The organism is Pantoea sp. MT58, from assembly GCF_014495885.1.
Classification (GTDB): domain Bacteria; phylum Pseudomonadota; class Gammaproteobacteria; order Enterobacterales; family Enterobacteriaceae; genus Pantoea; species Pantoea eucalypti.
Window position 1 is genome coordinate 1,728,360 of the sequence record NZ_CP061083.1, and the last position, 17,285, is coordinate 1,745,644.

General features: G+C 55.0%; 11 protein-coding genes and 1 tRNA gene. 8 read left to right on the forward strand and 4 right to left on the reverse strand.

From position 1 onward, the window contains the following. Positions 1-1,252: 1,252 nt before the first annotated feature. Positions 1,253-5,200 (reverse strand): trifunctional transcriptional regulator/proline dehydrogenase/L-glutamate gamma-semialdehyde dehydrogenase, encoded by a 3,948-nt coding sequence (gene putA / locus IAI47_RS08195; RefSeq protein WP_008925389.1) that lies wholly within the window; start codon positions 5,198-5,200, stop codon positions 1,253-1,255. A gap of 116 nt (positions 5,201-5,316) precedes the next feature. Between putA and IAI47_RS08200 the strand changes: the two genes are divergently transcribed. From IAI47_RS08200 to IAI47_RS08235, 8 genes are all read left to right on the forward strand, one after another. After that, positions 5,317-5,634: a hypothetical protein gene (locus IAI47_RS08200; RefSeq protein WP_143756060.1), complete on the forward strand. Its 318-nt coding sequence runs from the start codon at positions 5,317-5,319 to the stop codon at positions 5,632-5,634. A gap of 15 nt (positions 5,635-5,649) precedes the next feature. Further along, entirely contained in the window at positions 5,650-7,134 is a 1,485-nt protein-coding gene (gene putP, locus IAI47_RS08205; RefSeq protein WP_008925388.1) for a sodium/proline symporter PutP, read from the forward strand. A 190-nt stretch (positions 7,135-7,324) separates the two neighbouring features. Then, positions 7,325-8,149, forward strand: a complete 825-nt coding sequence (efeU, locus tag IAI47_RS08210) for an iron uptake transporter permease EfeU (RefSeq protein ID WP_008925387.1) — start codon at positions 7,325-7,327, stop codon at positions 8,147-8,149. 55 nt (positions 8,150-8,204) lie between these two features. Further along, positions 8,205-9,320 carry an iron uptake system protein EfeO gene (efeO, locus tag IAI47_RS08215; RefSeq protein ID WP_003852286.1) on the forward strand — a complete coding sequence of 372 codons (1,116 nt, stop codon included), beginning with the start codon at positions 8,205-8,207 and terminating at the stop codon, positions 9,318-9,320. 2 nt (positions 9,321-9,322) lie between these two features. Continuing rightward, positions 9,323-10,600: an iron uptake transporter deferrochelatase/peroxidase subunit gene (gene efeB, locus IAI47_RS08220; protein ID WP_008925386.1), complete on the forward strand. Its 1,278-nt coding sequence runs from the start codon at positions 9,323-9,325 to the stop codon at positions 10,598-10,600. Positions 10,601-11,172: 572 nt separating this feature from the next. Continuing rightward, positions 11,173-11,961, forward strand: coding sequence for a phosphate starvation-inducible protein PhoH (phoH, locus tag IAI47_RS08225; RefSeq protein ID WP_003852284.1), 789 nt, complete (start codon positions 11,173-11,175; stop codon positions 11,959-11,961). Positions 11,962-12,206: 245 nt separating this feature from the next. After that, positions 12,207-14,120: a beta-glucoside-specific PTS transporter subunit IIABC gene (locus IAI47_RS08230; protein ID WP_008925384.1), complete on the forward strand. Its 1,914-nt coding sequence runs from the start codon at positions 12,207-12,209 to the stop codon at positions 14,118-14,120. Between the two features lie 93 nt (positions 14,121-14,213). After that, positions 14,214-15,218 (forward strand): LacI family DNA-binding transcriptional regulator, encoded by a 1,005-nt coding sequence (locus IAI47_RS08235; protein WP_008925383.1) that lies wholly within the window; start codon positions 14,214-14,216, stop codon positions 15,216-15,218. Positions 15,219-15,681: 463 nt separating this feature from the next. Here IAI47_RS08235 and IAI47_RS08240 read toward each other — a convergent pair. From IAI47_RS08240 to IAI47_RS08250, 3 genes are all read right to left on the reverse strand, one after another. Continuing rightward, positions 15,682-15,769 (reverse strand) — tRNA-Ser (locus IAI47_RS08240). Between the two features lie 176 nt (positions 15,770-15,945). Beyond that, positions 15,946-16,479: a peptide-methionine (S)-S-oxide reductase MsrA gene (msrA, locus tag IAI47_RS08245; protein WP_003849120.1), complete on the reverse strand. Its 534-nt coding sequence runs from the start codon at positions 16,477-16,479 to the stop codon at positions 15,946-15,948. Between the two features lie 59 nt (positions 16,480-16,538). Continuing rightward, a complete protein-coding gene (locus IAI47_RS08250) occupies positions 16,539-17,105 on the reverse strand; it encodes a flavin reductase family protein (protein ID WP_008925382.1) in 567 nt (188 codons plus the stop codon). Positions 17,106-17,285: the final 180 nt, after the last annotated feature.

Consider the following 17,285-nt stretch of genomic DNA (forward strand, 5'->3'; position numbering starts at 1 on the left):
AACAATCCCGGCGTCCGGCAGCCTTCGCGCCCCGCGTTGCGGGGTGCCTTCGTCACGCCCTTCGGCCTGCGGACCGTCCGGACGCGCCATCCCTGGTGCGTTCCGTCCTTTCGCCGACGTCCTGTCGGCTCATCCTTGCCTCCGGTTGTTCCTCAGCGCTTCGGATGCCTCTGGTAAACCCCTGCCGGTGGGATTTTTGCCCGGTTCGGGGATTAAGGCCGCTGAAAGTGGGGGGAAGGGGCTGGCTGGTTTCGCTTTGCAGCGGGCTGACACTGAGCGGGTTACGCCCGCCAGGCGGTGGGGTGTTTCAGTTTGTCCGTGCAGGCGGACGCGTTAAGGGGCGTACGCCCGCCCCTTAACAATCCCGGCGTCCGGCAGCCTGCGCGCCCCGCGTTGCGGGGTACCTTCGTCACGCCCTGCGGCCCGCGGACCGTCCGGACGCGCCCTCCCTGGCGCGTTCCGTCCTTTCGCCGACGTCCTGTCGGCTCATCCTTGCCTCCGGTTGCTCCTCAGCGCTTCGGATGCCTCAGGTAAACCCCCGCCTTTAATATCCTGGTTTTTATCGGACGTAGCGTTGTCTGGTAATTTGAAAGCCAAAGCTAATTTTGAAAGCTATCAGCGGCAATGCATCAACATTAAAAAGAAGAGCCAACAGAGGATGGTGTGAAAGGCCACTCTTCCTGCCCGCCAGAGAGCCGCAGATAACCCTCCGGACTTACAGGGACGACGTACCCAACACAAAAAGAAGAGATAAAAAGTAGATAGGGTGGAAGGCCATTCTTCCTGCCCGGCAGAGAGACACAGATAATCCTCCGGACTTACAGCGACGACGTACCCAACACAAAAAGAAGAGATAAAAGCGGGGAAGGGAGGCCGTCAGAGCCGCTGAGCGGATGAGGGATTTCAGGACGAGCGGCAGGGATGCCGCGAAGAGGCGGGTTCGCGCCAGGGATGGCGCGTCCCGCCGGTCCGTAAGAAATCCGGAAGAAGCGAAGGGACCGCGAAGCGGCGGTGAAGCAGGCCGGAGCCCGGGGTCAAGGGGGCGCGGCGACTGGCGCCCCCTTGTTGGTCGCCTGCAGAGGCGTAACTGAAACTGGCCAGCTCACCAGGCGAACGAAACCTTCTCATAGCTCGTTCGCGCAGCGAACCCCCCAGCACCTGTGTGCACCCAAGCCCCTTCGCGCAGCGAACCCCCCAGCACCTGTGTGCACCCAAGCCCCTTCGCGCAGCGAACCCCCCTTAAGCTTCAGCGCTACCCAATCGTCATCAGACTCGCATTACCGCCCGCCGCGGCAGTATTCACACTCAGCGAACGCTCAATTAACAGACGTTCCAGCAGCAGATTGGTCTCGCCGCGGGCAAAGCCCTGTACCGAGACAATCGCGCCGTCACGCGCCGCAATCTGTTCGCACAGGGTGCGCAGCTGATCGGCATCGCCGTGATAGATCACCGCATCAAACTCCGACGCTAATGGGTCACGCGCCAGCGTGATACGCGCTTTCACGGCGTCAGGCAGTGCCGCCCGCAGGGTGCGATGCAGCTCATCATCTGCCCACAGCGCTTTACTGCCCACGCTGGTGACCGCAGCCAGCTGGACTAACGCATCCTGCTCGTTGTCAGCCAGACAGATCACCTGGTCACGCGGCAACAGCGAGAAAGTGTTACGTTCGCCGGTCGGGCCAGGCAACAGGCGGACCACGCCCGCCTGGGCCAGCTCGCCATAGTGCTGGCAGAGTTTAGCCAGCTCAGGCTTATCTTTAGCCCAGTTGCTGAGTGCCTGATGCGGTGCCAGCAAAGAGTGACGGAGCGTGCTGTCCGCCGGGCGCTCGGCATCCTGACGATCAAAGGTCAGACGCAGTGCGCTATCCGGGCGATGGGCCAGCAAGCGATAAAGATAGAGTGGGCCACCCGCTTTCGGACCGGTTCCGGATAAGCCTTCACCGCCAAACGGCTGAACGCCGACCACGGCGCCGACCATGTTGCGGTTAACGTAAAGGTTCCCGACCCGGGCGTTCGCCGTCACCTGCGCGATGGTTTCGTCGATGCGCGTATGCACGCCCAGCGTCAGGCCATAGCCGGAGGCGTTGATCTGATTAACCAGCTGCGGCAGGTTGTTGCGGGTAAAGCGCACGACGTGCAGCACCGGCCCAAAAATCTCTTTATCCAGATCGCTAACCTGATTCAGCTCAATCAGCGTCGGTTTCACAAAGGTGCCGCTATTCCACTCTTTGCTGTCCTGCGGGTTATCCTGCACCGCCTGATACACCGTGAAGCCCTTGTTACGCATCGCCTGAATATGACGGTCGATATTGGCTTTGGCTTCGGCATCAATCACCGGACCGATATCGGTTGAGAAGCGTTCCGGGTTGCCCATGCGGCACTCCGCCATCGCGCCACGCAGCATCTTCAGCGTATGGTCGGCGACATCTTCCTGAATACAGAGCAGACGCAGGGCAGAGCAGCGCTGTCCGGCACTGTCGAAGGCCGAGGCGACGATATCGATCACCACCTGCTCAGTCAGCGCGGAAGAGTCGACGATCATCGCATTCATCCCGCCGGTTTCCGCAATGAGCGGCACCGGACGACCATGTTGATCAAGGCGACCGGCAAGATTGCGCTGCAGCAGGGTTGCCACGGCAGTCGAGCCGGTAAACATCACGCCGCGAATCCGATCGTCTCCGGTCAACTGTGCACCGACCGTTTCGCCCTGGCCTGGCAGCAGTTGCAGCACGCCTGGCGGCACACCCGCATCCAGCAGGATCTGAACTGCCTGCGCGGCAATCAGTGGGGTTTGCTCAGCCGGTTTTGCCAGCACGCTGTTGCCAGCTGCCAGTGCAGCTGCAATCTGACCCGTGAAAATCGCCAGCGGGAAGTTCCACGGACTGATACAGACCACCGGGCCAAGTGGACGATGCGTTTCGTTGTCGAAATCGTCCCGCACCATACCGGCGTAGTAATAGAGGAAATCAACGGCTTCACGGACTTCCGCGATAGCGTTGTTATAAGTCTTGCCCGCTTCACGCACCAGGATACCAATCAGCTGTTGCATCTGGCCTTCCATCTGCTGTGCAGCGCGTTCCAGAATCGCAGCACGCTCCTGCGGTGGCGTGGCAAACCAGATCGGTCCGCTGTTCACGGCGGCATCCAGTGCCACAGAGACCTCCTGCTCAGTAGCTTCGCGAACCTGACCAACACGGTCGCCCGGTGCGGCCGGGTTAAGGATATCGCGCAACTCGCCAGCACCCGCTTCACCCTCAATAATCGGCTCGGCCAGACAGGGCTGTGCGGCGCTGCTCAGCAGGGCGCTGGACAGTGAGGCAAGACGATGTTCGTTGGCCATATCCAGACCCGTAGAGTTAACGCGGTTATCGCCATACAGTTCGCGCGGCAGAGGGATCTTCGGATGTGGCAGGCCAATGGCGCCTTCGCTGGCACCCAGTTTCTCGACGGCAGTCACCGGATCGGCTACCAGCTCATCGATCGGCAGCGAAGTATCAGCAATACGGTTAACAAAGGAGGTGTTGGCCCCGTTTTCTAACAGGCGACGAACCAGATAGGCCAGCAGGGTTTCATGGGTGCCCACCGGCGCATAGATACGGCAGGGACGATTAAGCTTGCCGTCCGCCACTTTGCCGACCACCTGCTCATACAGTGGTTCGCCCATGCCGTGCAGGCACTGGAACTCATACTGGCCCGGATAGTAGTTATTGCCCGCCAGTTGATAAATTGCCGCCAGAGTGTGCGCGTTGTGCGTCGCGAACTGCGGATAGATCAGGCTTGGCACCGCCAGCAGTTTGCGGGCACAGGCCATGTAAGAGATATCGGTGTAAACCTTGCGGGTATAAACCGGGTAGCCCTCCAGGCCTTCCATCTGGGCGCGCTTGATTTCGCTGTCCCAGTACGCGCCTTTCACCAGACGGATCATCAGGCGACGGCGGCTGCGCTGTGCCAGATCAATCAGCTCATCAATGACAAACGGACAGCGTTTCATGTAGGCCTGAATCACAAACCCGATGCCGTTCCAGCCTTCCAGCTCTGGCTCGAAACAGAGTTTTTCCAGCATATCGAGTGACAGTTCCAGCCGATCGGCTTCTTCTGCGTCGATATTGATGCCGATGTCATAAGAGCGGGCCAGCAGCGTCAGTGATTTCAGAATAGGGTAGAGCTCTTCCATCACACGCTCATACTGCGCGCGGCTGTAGCGGGGATGCAATGCGGAGAGCTTGATGGAGATGCCGGGTCCTTCATAAATGCCACGTCCATTCGACGCTTTACCAATGGCATGGATCGCCTGCTGATAAGAGAGCAGATAGGCTTTGGCATCGCCTGCAGTAAGTGCCGCTTCGCCCAGCATATCGTAAGAGTAGCGGAAACCTTTCTCTTCCAGCTTGCGGGCGTTAGCCAGCGCTTCGGCAATGGTTTCACCGGTAACGAACTGCTCACCCATCAGACGCATCGCCATATCCACGCCTTTGCGGATCAGTGGCTCGCCACCCTTACCAATAATGCGGTTAAGCGAGCTGGAGAGGTTCGACTCATTGTGGGTCGAAACCAGGCGGCCGGTAAACAGCAGGCCCCAGGTCGCTGCATTGACAAACATTGAGGAGCTGCGTCCCAGATGTGACTGCCAGTTGCCATTGCTGATTTTGTCGCGAATCAGCGCATCGCGCGTGGGCTTGTCAGGAATACGCAGCAGCGCTTCAGCCAGGCACATCAGCGCTACGCCTTCATGTGAGGAGAGAGAGAACTCCTGCAGCAGACTTTGCACCATGCCAGCGCGTCCGGTTGCCCCTTTCTGGTGCCGCAGCTTGTCGGCGAGCTGATAAGCCAACTGATGGGTTTTCTCTGCCAGCGCTGCCGGCAAGCGGGCCTGCTCCAGCATCATGGGTACTGCATCAGTCTCCGGACGACGCCAGGCGGCGGTCACCGCTGAACGGGTCACTGACTGAGGTAAAATCTGCTCTGCGAAGTCAAGGAACGGCTGGTGCGACTCCTCTGGCTGGGTGTCATCGGACTCCGCGACCGCCAGGGCAGAAAGCGGGATCTCCGGCACGGCGTCGCCGCTTTCAAGCTGGCCCAGGTAGTTAAAGATCGCCTGTTTAATCAGCCAGTGTGGCGTGCGATCAATCCGCTGTGCAGCCAGTTTGATGCGCTCACGTGTTGCGTCATCCAGTTTTACACCCATGGTGGTTGTAGCCATGACTCCAGAGCTCCTTGTAGTGGTTCGGTACGGCGTTGGCTGCACTATCACTTAAGTTGCAACTTTGTGCAACCGTGTTAAATGTGAGCCAGTTAACACCCTTTAAATGAGGCCGATTGTTAAATTTCTCAAAGCGGCATGGATATTGCTGCAAGATCCTGGCCAGGTTGGCAACCCTGATAAAAAGCGGTTTTATGGCGGGTAATTCCGTGGTGCAACCGGATAACTGTGAGCGAGTGCAACCTATCAGCACGTTTTCACAAACGGTTAGTGAAATCACTGTAACGCCTGTGTTAAATCCATTGTGCGCGCCACGCCTTTCCGGCAGGATACCGCGCCGCTGGGAAATGACTGACGCCCTGACGAAAAAATCGGCCCGCTTTGCCCCGTTCCGGCTGGCGGGTAGCTGGCGATTTCTCTGGGATATCAAATAATAAGTGGAGAGACAGATGAGTGTAAGTACACCAATGCTGGTGACCTTTGTGATTTATATTCTTGGGATGGTGTTGATTGGTTTTATAGCCTGGCGCTCAACCAAAAACTTCGATGATTACATCCTCGGTGGCCGCAGCCTGGGTAGCGTGGTCACGGCACTCTCTGCCGGTGCCTCCGATATGAGCGGCTGGCTGCTGATGGGATTACCCGGTGCCATTTTCATCTCCGGTATCTCTGAAAGCTGGATTGCAATTGGCCTGACCATCGGTGCCTGGCTGAACTGGAAAATCGTGGCAGGTCGCCTGCGGGTCCAGACCGAGCATCATGACAACGCGCTGACGTTGCCGGACTTCTTCACCAGCCGCTTTGAAGACCACAGTAAAATCCTGCGTGTCATTTCTGCTCTTGTGATCCTGGTGTTCTTTACTATCTATTGCGCCTCGGGCGTGGTGGCCGGTGCGCGTCTGTTTGAAAGCACCTTTGGTATGGGCTACGAGACTGCCCTGTGGGCGGGTGCAGCAGCGACGATCCTCTATACGCTGGTGGGTGGGTTCCTGGCGGTAAGCTGGACCGATACCGTTCAGGCGAGCCTGATGATTTTTGCGCTCATCCTGACGCCGGTGTTTGTGATTATCGCGGTCGGCGGCTGGTCTGATTCCATGGCAGTGATTGAAGCGAAAAGCCTGGAAAACCTCGACATGCTCAAGGGGCTGAACTTCGTGGCGGTCATCTCGCTGCTTGGCTGGGGTCTGGGCTACTTCGGGCAGCCTCATATCCTGGCGCGTTTTATGGCGGCAGATTCTCATCGCTCAATCCGTACCGCACGTCGCATCGGTATGACGTGGATGGTGCTCTGTCTGGCGGGCGCTGTGGCGGTGGGCTTCTTTGGTATCGCCTACTTCCAGAACAACCCGACGCTGGCAACGGGCGTTAATGATAATGCTGAGCGCGTCTTTATTGAGCTGGCGCGTATTCTGTTCAACCCATGGATTGCGGGAATTCTGCTGTCAGCGATTCTGGCCGCCGTGATGTCAACGCTGAGCTGTCAGCTGCTGGTCTGCTCCAGTGCCCTGACTGAAGATCTCTACAAAGGTTTTCTGCGTAAAAATGCCAGCCAGAAAGAGCTGGTGTGGGTAGGGCGTCTGATGGTGCTGCTGGTGGCACTGATTGCCATTGCACTGGCGTCTAATCCGGAAAACCGCGTGCTGGGCCTGGTGAGCTACGCCTGGGCGGGCTTCGGTGCTGCGTTTGGTCCGGTCGTGCTGTTTGGCGTCTGCTGGAAGCGCATGAACCGCAACGGTGCGCTGGCGGGTATGATTATCGGTGCGCTGACCGTGCTGGTGTGGAAACAGTATGGCTGGCTGGGACTGTATGAAATCATCCCTGGCTTCATCTTTGCCAGCATTGCGATCGTGGTCTTCAGCCTGATGGGACGTGAACCTTCAGCAGAAGCGCAACAGCGCTTTGTCGCTGCAGAAGCAGAATTCCAGACCAAATAAGCGAAGCGTTAATCCTCAAGGCCCGTCCCGAAAGGGGCGGGCTTTTTTGTTACAAAGATAAATCACCTAAAGATGAAATTATCTCCGCCAGTAACTTGTTTTTTTCGCAGCGATAATGATAATCGGTATCGTTTAGACTTTACCTGATTTTACTCTTTATTGACGCTGCTTAACATTCAAGAGGTTGGCGATGTTTGTTCCTTTTCTCATCATGCTGCGTGAAGGGCTTGAAGCCGCGCTGATAGTCAGCCTGATAGCCAGCTATCTCAAACGCACCCAGCGCACCCAATGGTTCCCGGCGATGTGGGCGGGCGTGTTTATCGCCGCTGCACTCTGTCTGGGCCTGGGTCTGTTCATCAATGCCACCACCGGTGAATTCCCGCAAAAAGAGCAGGAGCTGTTTGAAGGTATTGTGGCGCTGATTGCGGTCGTCATCCTCACCTCAATGGTTTTCTGGATGCGCAAAGTGGCACGCAATATCCGGGTCGAGCTTGAGCAGGCGGTCGATCAGGCGCTGCACCGCTCCGGCCGTGGCGGTCTGGCGCTGGTGCTGATGGTATTTCTGGCCGTGGCACGTGAAGGGCTGGAGTCTGTCTTCTTCCTGCTGGCCGCCTTTACTCAGGATGTCGGTTATGCGCCGCCGATTGGCGCGGTGCTGGGGCTGGCAACGGCGGTGGTGCTGGGCATGCTGCTCTACTGGGGCGGTATCCGCCTGAATATGGCGCACTTTTTCCGCTGGACCAGCGTGTTCATTTTATTTGTTGCGGCGGGCCTGGCGGCGGGGGCAATTCGTGCGTTCCACGAAGCGGGCCTCTGGAATCGCTTTCAGGATGTGGCGTTCGACCTCAGTAGTACTTTATCGACCCATTCGCTGTTCGGCACCCTGCTGGAAGGGATTCTGGGATATCAGGAGGCCCCAAGCGTGAGTGAAGTGACCGTTTACTTCGTCTACCTGATCCCCGCGCTAATTTTGTTCTTTATGCCTGCGCGTCCTGCTGCGTCGGCCACGGTGTAATCAGACATTTAACAGGCGCGCCCGCCGCGCCGGCAACTTAACAGGGAATATCGAGATGACAATGCGTTTCCGCCGCAAGGCACTGCTGCTTCCTCTGCTGGCGATCTCCGCTTCGGCCGCGGCCGCGGTTCCTCAGGTTACCGTTAGCGTCAACGACAAGCAGTGTGAGCCGATGAGCTTAACGGTCAAGGCCGGCAAGACTCAGTTCCTGATCAAAAACAACAGCCAGAAAGCGCTGGAGTGGGAAATCCTCAAAGGCGTGCTGGTGGTTGAAGAGCGTGAGAACATCGCGCCAGGCTTCAGTCAGAAGCTGACCGCCAATCTGGAAGCAGGCGAATATGAGATGACCTGTGGTCTGCTGAGCAATCCTAAAGGCAAGCTGATTGTTGAGGCGGGCGAGGGCACGGCGAAAAGCACCACGTCCGCGCGTATGCAGTTAGAAGGCCCGATCACCGCCTATAAAGCGTATGTGACGGATCAGGTGAATCAGCTGGTCAGTAACACCCAGGCGTTTACTGACGCTGTTAAAGCGGGTGATGTGGAAAAAGCCAAAACGCTGTTTGCGCCGACCCGTCAGTATTATGAGCGCATTGAGCCGATTGCTGAGCTTTTCTCCGATCTCGACGGCAGCATTGATGCCCGTGAAGATGACTACGAGAAGAAGGCAGCCGATCCTAAGTTCACCGGTTTCCACCGTCTGGAAAAAGCCCTGTTTGCGGATAACAGCACCAAAGGCATGGCGGACTACGCGGATAAGCTGAATAAAGATGTGAAAGATTTGCAGGTGCGCATCAGCGAACTGGCCTTCCCGCCAGCTAAAGTGGTTGGCGGCGCGGCCGGTCTGATTGAAGAAGTGGCCTCCAGCAAAATCTCCGGTGAGGAAGATCGCTACAGTCGTACCGACCTGTGGGACTTCCAGGCCAACATTGATGGCGCGCAGAAAATTGTTGAGCTGCTACGCCCGATGGTGAGCAAAGCGAACCCGCAGTTGCAGGCTAAGGTTGACGCTAACTTCAAAAAAGTCGATGCAATCCTGAGCAAGTACCGCACCAAAACCGGTTTTGAATCCTATGAGAAACTGACCAGCGCCGACCGTAACGCGCTGAAAGGACCGATCACCGCGCTGGCGGAAGATCTTTCGTTACTTCGTGGCACTTTGGGTCTGGATTAATCATGAGTCGTAAGGAAGATGACGCGCAGCCTGCGCGTCGTCGTTTACTGAAAGGTTTGGGTCTGCTGGGCGGCGCGGCGGCGATCGGCGGCGGTTGTCCGTTCCACGCCGCTGCTGCGGACAGCTTTTCGCCGGGTACGGTAACGCCGCAGGCGCGACAGCAGAGGCAGCCGTTTTACGGTCCACATCAGGCGGGCATCACGACGCCCCAGCAGGCATCGATGATGCTGGTGGCATTTGATCTGCTCAGTAGTGATAAAGCGGAGCTGAAGCGTCTGTTCCAGCTACTGACCCAGCGTATCGCCTTTCTCACCACGGGAGGGCCGGCACCTGCGGTGACTAATCCGCAACTGCCGCCAATGGATTCCGGCATTCTTGGGGCGACTATCGCGCCTGATAATCTGACAATTACTGTGTCGGTCGGCCATTCGCTGTTTGATGAACGCTTCGGTTTAGCGCCTCACAAGCCGAAAAAATTGCAGCCGATGACGCGCTTCCCCAATGATTCGCTTGATGCCAGTCAGTGTCATGGCGATCTGCTGCTGCAGATTTGTGCTAACACGCAGGATACGGTGATTCATGCTCTGCGTGACATCATCAAGCATACGCCTGACCTGCTGGGTGTACGCTGGCGACGCGAAGGTTTTATCTCGGACCACGCGGCACGCAGTCAGGGGCAGGAGACGCCGATCAATCTGCTGGGTTTTAAAGATGGCACCGCCAACCCGGATACGCACAATCCTGCTCTTATGAACCAGTTGCTGTGGGTGACCGCCGATCAGGATGAGCCTGTCTGGGCGCGCAATGGCAGCTATCAGGCAGTACGACTTATTCGCTTTCACGTTGAAATGTGGGACCGCACCCCACTGGGTGAGCAGCAGACTATCTTTGGTCGCGAGAAGCTGAGCGGCGCGCCACTGGGCATGCAGCATGAACATGACGTGCCGGATTACGCGCGTGATCCGGATGGTGAGGTCATTGCACTGGATGCGCACATTCGTCTTGCGAACCCCCGCACACCTGAGACCGCCAGTAGCCTGATGCTGCGACGTGGCTACAGCTACTCTGCGGGTATCTCTGCATCCGGGCAGCTTGAGATGGGATTATTGTTCGTCTGCTACCAGCACGATCTGGAGCGTGGTTTTCTCACGGTGCAGCAGCGTCTCAACGGTGAAGCGCTGGAAGAATATATCCGTCCTTTTGGCGGTGGTTACTTTTTCGCTTTACCCGGAGTTGCCGACGCCAGCCATTATTTAGGACAGTCGCTACTGGAGACTTGATTAATTTTTGAACAACGCGGGCGGGCCTGTCTCATGCCGCCCGCGGTTTACCACTTTCAGGTATTATTGGCTAAGTTTTTACTGAGATTTACCGGGTGCCGGGTGTTTATAAAATATGGTAATTGACTGAAATGTAGAGATTTTACATTTTGCCTTAAAAGAAATACTTACCCGCGATTAGCAATTCCTTTGCCAGCAGGTAAAATTACTGTTGCAAAGGCCCAACAAAATGGTGCAATTTATTAAACAGGCGTAATCGTATGTGTTGATGTATCACACTGGAGTTCGCGAATGGGTCGAGTCTTTAATGGAAAGTCACTGTCACTAAATAAATTGCGCCTGACCGCGAGGGCAATTCTGCCTCGTTATTTCTCCCTTCCTTCAACCATTTCTTTTGTCTTATCGCATCCTGTTTTATCCGGTGTTCAGCCACGTCATTGTGTTGCTGCATACCCATTATCCTGTCCTGTCATGGCTCTAAAGGAAGCCAACTGAAACCTCTAAAGCGTTCACGTAATCGCAACGGGTCAACGACCTCGCGCGGGAAATGAAACCAACTGAAAGGTGCCACTATGGGAAGACAGAAAGCAGTGATCAAAGCGCGTCGTGAAGCAAGAAGAGTGCTTCGCAGTGACTCTCGAAGTCATCGTCAGCGCGAAGAAGAGTCGGTCACTTCGCTGGTGCATATGAGCGGACTGGATGCAATTGGCATGGCGCGTGATACGCGTGACCGGTTACCGATTGAGGCCCGTAATGAAGCTCAGGCGCACTATCTTAATGCCATAGGAACGAAACAGCTGATCTTCGCAACCGGTGAAGCCGGATGCGGTAAAACCTGGATCAGTGCTGCGAAAGCAGCTGAGGCCCTGATTAATAAGGATATCGACAGGATTATCGTTACGCGCCCGGTACTACAGGCTGATGAGGATCTGGGTTTCCTGCCCGGTGATATTTCTGAGAAATTCGCCCCTTATTTCCGCCCGGTTTATGACATTCTGGTTAAACGTCTTGGCGCATCATTTATGCAATATTGTCTGCGTCCGGAAATTGCCAAGGTAGAGATTGCGCCTTTCGCCTACATGCGAGGCCGCACCTTTGAAAATGCTGTGGTGATTCTGGATGAGGCGCAGAACGTGACCGCCGCGCAGATGAAAATGTTCCTGACCCGACTGGGCGAAAACGTCACAGTCATTGTTAACGGCGATATTACCCAGTGCGACTTGCCCGCTGGGGTGCCTTCCGGTCTCGCGGACGCGCTGGCGCGTTTTGAAGAGGACGAGATGGTTGGCATTGTGCGCTTTGGCAAAGAGGATTGTGTGCGTTCTGCGCTGTGTCAGCGCACCCTGCACGCGTATAGCTAGCGTTTGATTGAGTAGAAGTGTAGCGCCCAAACCCGGCTTCGGCCGGGTTTTCTTTTCAGGCAATCCCTCAACAGAATTCATTCTCATCTAATAAGTGATTTCACTCTCATTTTCCCATGAAACCGGTTGCATGAAATATCTCGCAGGATACCGTGAAACCGGTTGCATGGCAGGTTTCCAGATTGCCATGCAAATATTTTCACTTTTTCAGACGGTGTAGTCAGTGACAATGAAAGGGAAAAAATATGACAGGCATCAGGGATTACAATAAGTTAGCAAGCGATATTCTTCATGAAGTTGGTGGGCAAGAGAATATCCAAAGTTTTACCCGCTGCGCCACGCGTTTAAGGCTGGTGCTTGTTAAAACGCCCGCTGAGGCGAAGCGTAACGTGCAACGTCTGTCAGGTGTCATTGCCGTAGTTGAGAGTGGCGGGCAGTTTCAGGTTGTGATCGGTACCCATGTCGCCGATGTGTTTAATGCAATGTCCGGCCTGGTTAAAGAGACAGGAACACCGAAACAGCTGGGAAAAACACGCAAACTGGATGCGGTCATTGCCACGATGTCGGCGGTATTTGCGCCTATTGTTTATATTCTTGCAGCGGCAGGTATCCTTCAGGGACTGCTGATTGTTCTGGGTTTGATTAATGTTGATATTAAAACAACCGGTACATTTGCTGTACTCAACTTCATGTCCTGGACGCCGTTTGCTTTTTTGCCCGTATTTATCGCGATTACGGCCGCACGGCATTTTAAATGTAACCCGTTTATTGCTGTCCTGTGTTGTTGTGCGTTAATTAGTCCGGACTGGACTTCGCTGGCAGCGCGCATTGCCGGGGGAGAAAGCATCAATTTCCTTTTCTTCCCGCTTTCTGAAACAGTTTATACCTCTTCAGTTTTACCTCCCTTGTTTCTGGTTTGGGCACTCTCCTGGCTTGAACATCGTGTAGTCAGGTGGTTACCAGAGGTCATCAGTCCGCTTTTTACCCCATTAATCTGCTTTGTGGTGATTGTGCCGCTGACTCTGATCGTTATTGGTCCGATTACCACATGGGCGGCTTTGGCGGTAGCAAATGGCTATAACGCATTGTTCCATGCTGCGCCCATGCTGGCCGCCGCGGTAATTGGAGGCATCTGGCAGATAATCGTTATTTTTGGCGTTCATTGGGGTATTACGCCCGTCATTATGGCGAACTTCGATACGCAGGGTCATGACTCCTTCCAGGCTTATCAGACTATCGCGGTTATCGGTCAGATGGCGGCAGTGTTAGGTGTCTTTCTGAAAACCCGCAACGCGCAGTTAAAAGCAACTTCGCTCTCTGCCGGCGTCACCGCTATTTTTGGCATCACTGAGCCGGCGATTTATGGCGTGACATTGCGCTTTAAAAAACCCTTTATCTGTGGCTGTATTGGCGGGGCAATTGGTGCCGTTGTTGCCAGCCTGTTCGGTAGCCTTTACTACGCGTATGCTGCACTGCCGGGTCTGTTTACGCTGGTTAATGCCATCAGTCCTGATGCGCCGATGTCGTTTATTGGTGAGCTTGCAGGTGCGGGTACGACAATAGTGCTGACTATTTTGATGGTGCAGTTTGTAGGCTTCGACGATCCCATCGATGAAGAAGAGTCTGCGCCTCTGGCATCCACCCCGCAGGCAACATCCACAGCGGCGAGTGGTCAGGCGATTGATATTCTTAGCCCGTTAAAAGGAGAGGTCCTCGCGCTGGAAAGTGTTACTGATGAGGTCTTTGCCGGTAAGGTGATGGGTGACGGTATCGCCATTAAGCCGGCCGCGGGAAAAGTGGTGGCACCCTGTAATGCGAGGGTGGAATCCTTGATCGCTTCCCATCATGCCATCGGGTTATTGTGTGATAATGGCGCCGAATTGCTGATCCATGTTGGATTAAATACGGTCGAGTTGCAGGGGCAATATTTCCGACCGTTGGTAAAAGAGGGGGATGTGGTTAAAGCAGGTACGCCACTTCTTGAATTCGACAAAGACTGCATTGAACGTGAAGGCTATGACCTGACAACACCCGTCCTGGTGGTGAATAGCGAAGACTTTATTTTAACAGAATATCAGTCTCAGGGTCCCATCGGGCCAGGGATGCCGCTGATGTCTATGACACAAAGAGAGGGGGCTGGGCGCGCACAGGTTAAATGACCCAGGTTTTAGTCGATACGATTAATGTGTATCTCACTTTACAGCCTGGTTCAGCCTGGGTGGTTTAAGCCATCCAATGATTGAGGTTCCTTAATGGTCACAATACAGGACATCGCCAGGGTGGCTGGTGTATCAAAAGCCACCGTATCGCGTGCGTTAAGTGGCAAGGTTTTTGTGCGCGAAGAGGTGAAAGCCAGAATTATGCAGGCTGTAGCTGATACGGGTTATCGACCTAATCTGCTGGCACGAAACCTTTCTACTAATAAAACGCATTCGATTGGGCTGGTTATCACTAACGGATTGTACAACGGGCCGTTTTTTTCAAGCCTGGTTTATCAGGCGGCAACGCTCAGCGAGAAACAAAACCGTCAGCTGGTGCTCGCGGACGGTAAACACAGTGCTCAGGACGAGCGCAATGCGATTGACTTACTTATTGAGCTCCGTTGCGAAGCGATTATGCTTTACCCCAAGTATCTTTCAGTCAGTGAGCTGGATGATATTGTCGATAAAATTCAGACGCCGATAGTGGTCATTAATCGTGAACTCATCAGAAATCGACGCCACTGTGTGTTCACCGACCATCAGCGCAGTAGTGAAGAGATGATGGCGCATCTGTTGGCGCATGGGCATACCCGGATTGCGTTTATATCGGGATGCAATGATTCACCGACAGGTGAGCGTCGTTTACAGGGCTATCGTAATGCACTACTGAACGCGGGGATCGAGCCGGATCCGCAATTAGTGGTGCAGGGTAGCTGGAGCACGGAGAGTGGATACGACGCCGGACTCCAGCTATTAGCGCGCAATATTCCGTTCACCTGCGTGCTGGCGGCCAATGACGACATGGCCATTGGTGTGGCAAAAGCGTTTCAGGACGCGGGTAAAACTATACCTGGCGATATTTCACTTGCCGGGTTTGATGACTCAGTGATTGGAAAGTATTACACACCCTCTCTAACGACTGTTCGTGTGCCTATTGATGAAATGATACAGGATGCGATTAAGATTTTATTGCATCCCGATGAGAGCGTCCCGTCTTCTCATCAGGGAACGCTGGTAAGCCGGGATTCAGTGGCGCCGCAGGCTGTGGCGGTGTGATGCTGGTGGCAGGCGCCAGGACTTGTGTCTGCCATGCGTTAATTTAAGGCTGTGACTGTGCATTTAAAGGTGTGCGGCTCTCACAATAACCGTCATTCAGGCTCTTCTTCAGAATGTGGCGGTGAGAGGAGGATTGATTCGCTGCGCTCACCCTTCGGGCAGCGTCGCAGGCTCCGCTGTCCAGCGGGCATGGCCCGTTGTCGAACCCCGGCGGGGGTTCTCATACCCCTCTCTCAGTGCAATATGCAAAAAAAAGCCTGAACAAACGTTCAGGCTCTTCTTCAGAATGTGGCGGTGAGAGGGGGATTGATTCGCTGCGCTCACACTTCGGGCAGCGTCGCAGGCTCCGCTGTCCAGCGGGCATGGCCCGTTGTCGAACCCCGGCGGGGGTTCTCATACCCCTCTCTCAGTGCAATATGCAAAAAAAAAGCCTGAACAAACGTTCAGGCTCTTCTTCAGAATGTGGCGGTGAGAGGGGGATTCGAACCCCCGATACGTTGCCGTATACACACTTTCCAGGCGTGCTCCTTCAGCCACTCGGACACCTCACCACATTTACTTCGCCGACCGCGCTGGGTCAACGGGGCGGTACTATAGGGAGTCGGCTGAAAAGGGTCAAGCACTATTTTTCTCTTTTGATCTATTCGCTTAAGCTCTGAACGAATCGATTTACTGCGACATAAAACCGGGGATTTATGTCGCATATTTTGCTTCGTTAAAGGCTAAATCAGCTCTTCACCCGATTCGCGAAACTTTTGCGCAGTTTCTGCAGCTTCGGTGGGATTACCGCCATGCAGTAGCCGTTGCGCTGGCCCGCGCCTTCCCAGTAATCCTGATGATAGGCCTCGGCAGGGTACCACTCTTTCAGCGGCTCAATGGTGGTTACCACCGGCACATCATGGTCAGCCTGAGCACGGGCAATGGCGGCGCGCGCTTCTGCTTCCTGTTCTGCGTTGGCCGGGAAGATCGCCGAGCGATACTGGGTGCCGATATCATTGCCCTGACGGTTAAGCTGGGTCGGATCATGCGTCACAAAGCTGATATCCAGAAGATCGCCGTAGGTCACTTTCTCCGGGTCAAAGCCAATGCGGATGGCTTCTGCATGACCGGTTGCACCACTGCAGACCTGCTCATAAGTCGGATTAGGACGGGCACCACCGGTATAGCCACTTTCAACCGACTCTACGCCGATCACATCTTTAAACACCGCTTCGGTACACCAGAAACAGCCGCCGGCGATAACTGCATATTCGATAGCCATAATAATTTACTCCTGTCAGGTCGAAAGAAGTGAATGGGGGCGCGACAGACCGCTTTCAACTAGATCAGCATCTCCGGTTTAAAATCTCTGCTCCTGTCCACTATTTTCTCGCTCATCACGCTGAACCGGCCCTCGCCGGTATAGTGCAGAGTCGTGGGATATTCCGGCTGCTCAGCAACATGGGCTTTCACGATCTCAAAAATAAACAGGTTGTAGTTAGCGACCATCGAATCGTCATAGAGCTGACACTCAAAGCTGGCAAAGCATTCGGCAATCATCGGCGCGCCCACGACCTGAGCCGGTTCAGGCGTGAGGCCAAAAGCCTCGAACTTATCCAGCTGGTCTCCGTGGCTGTTGCCAATCCCTACAACTTCATCAATCAGTGAGGCCGAAGGGATATTCAGCACGCATTGACCGCTATTCCGAATCAGCTCATGGCTGTGATTCATGCCGACAATCACGCAGCCGACCAGGGAGGGCGAGAACTCCATCACCGTGTGCCAGCCAAGTGTCATGATGTCATGGTGATCTTTGTACTGTGAACTGAGCAGCAGCACCGGCCCGGGTTCAAGATATTTACGGGCTTTACTGACCGGGAAAGCATATTTGTGCATGCGTTGGCTCATGACATAACTCCTTTAGCGTAAGGGTGCCATTAAGTGTAGAGCACCCGGCGCATAGAGCAGGAGCCTCAATGGTCAGAAATGCGAGGTTGATAGCGGAGGGAAGAGCGGTGACATTTTACTGCAGTATCGCGACCTTAAGGTTTCCTTAATATGCAGTCGCGATACTGCCCGCTCTAAGTG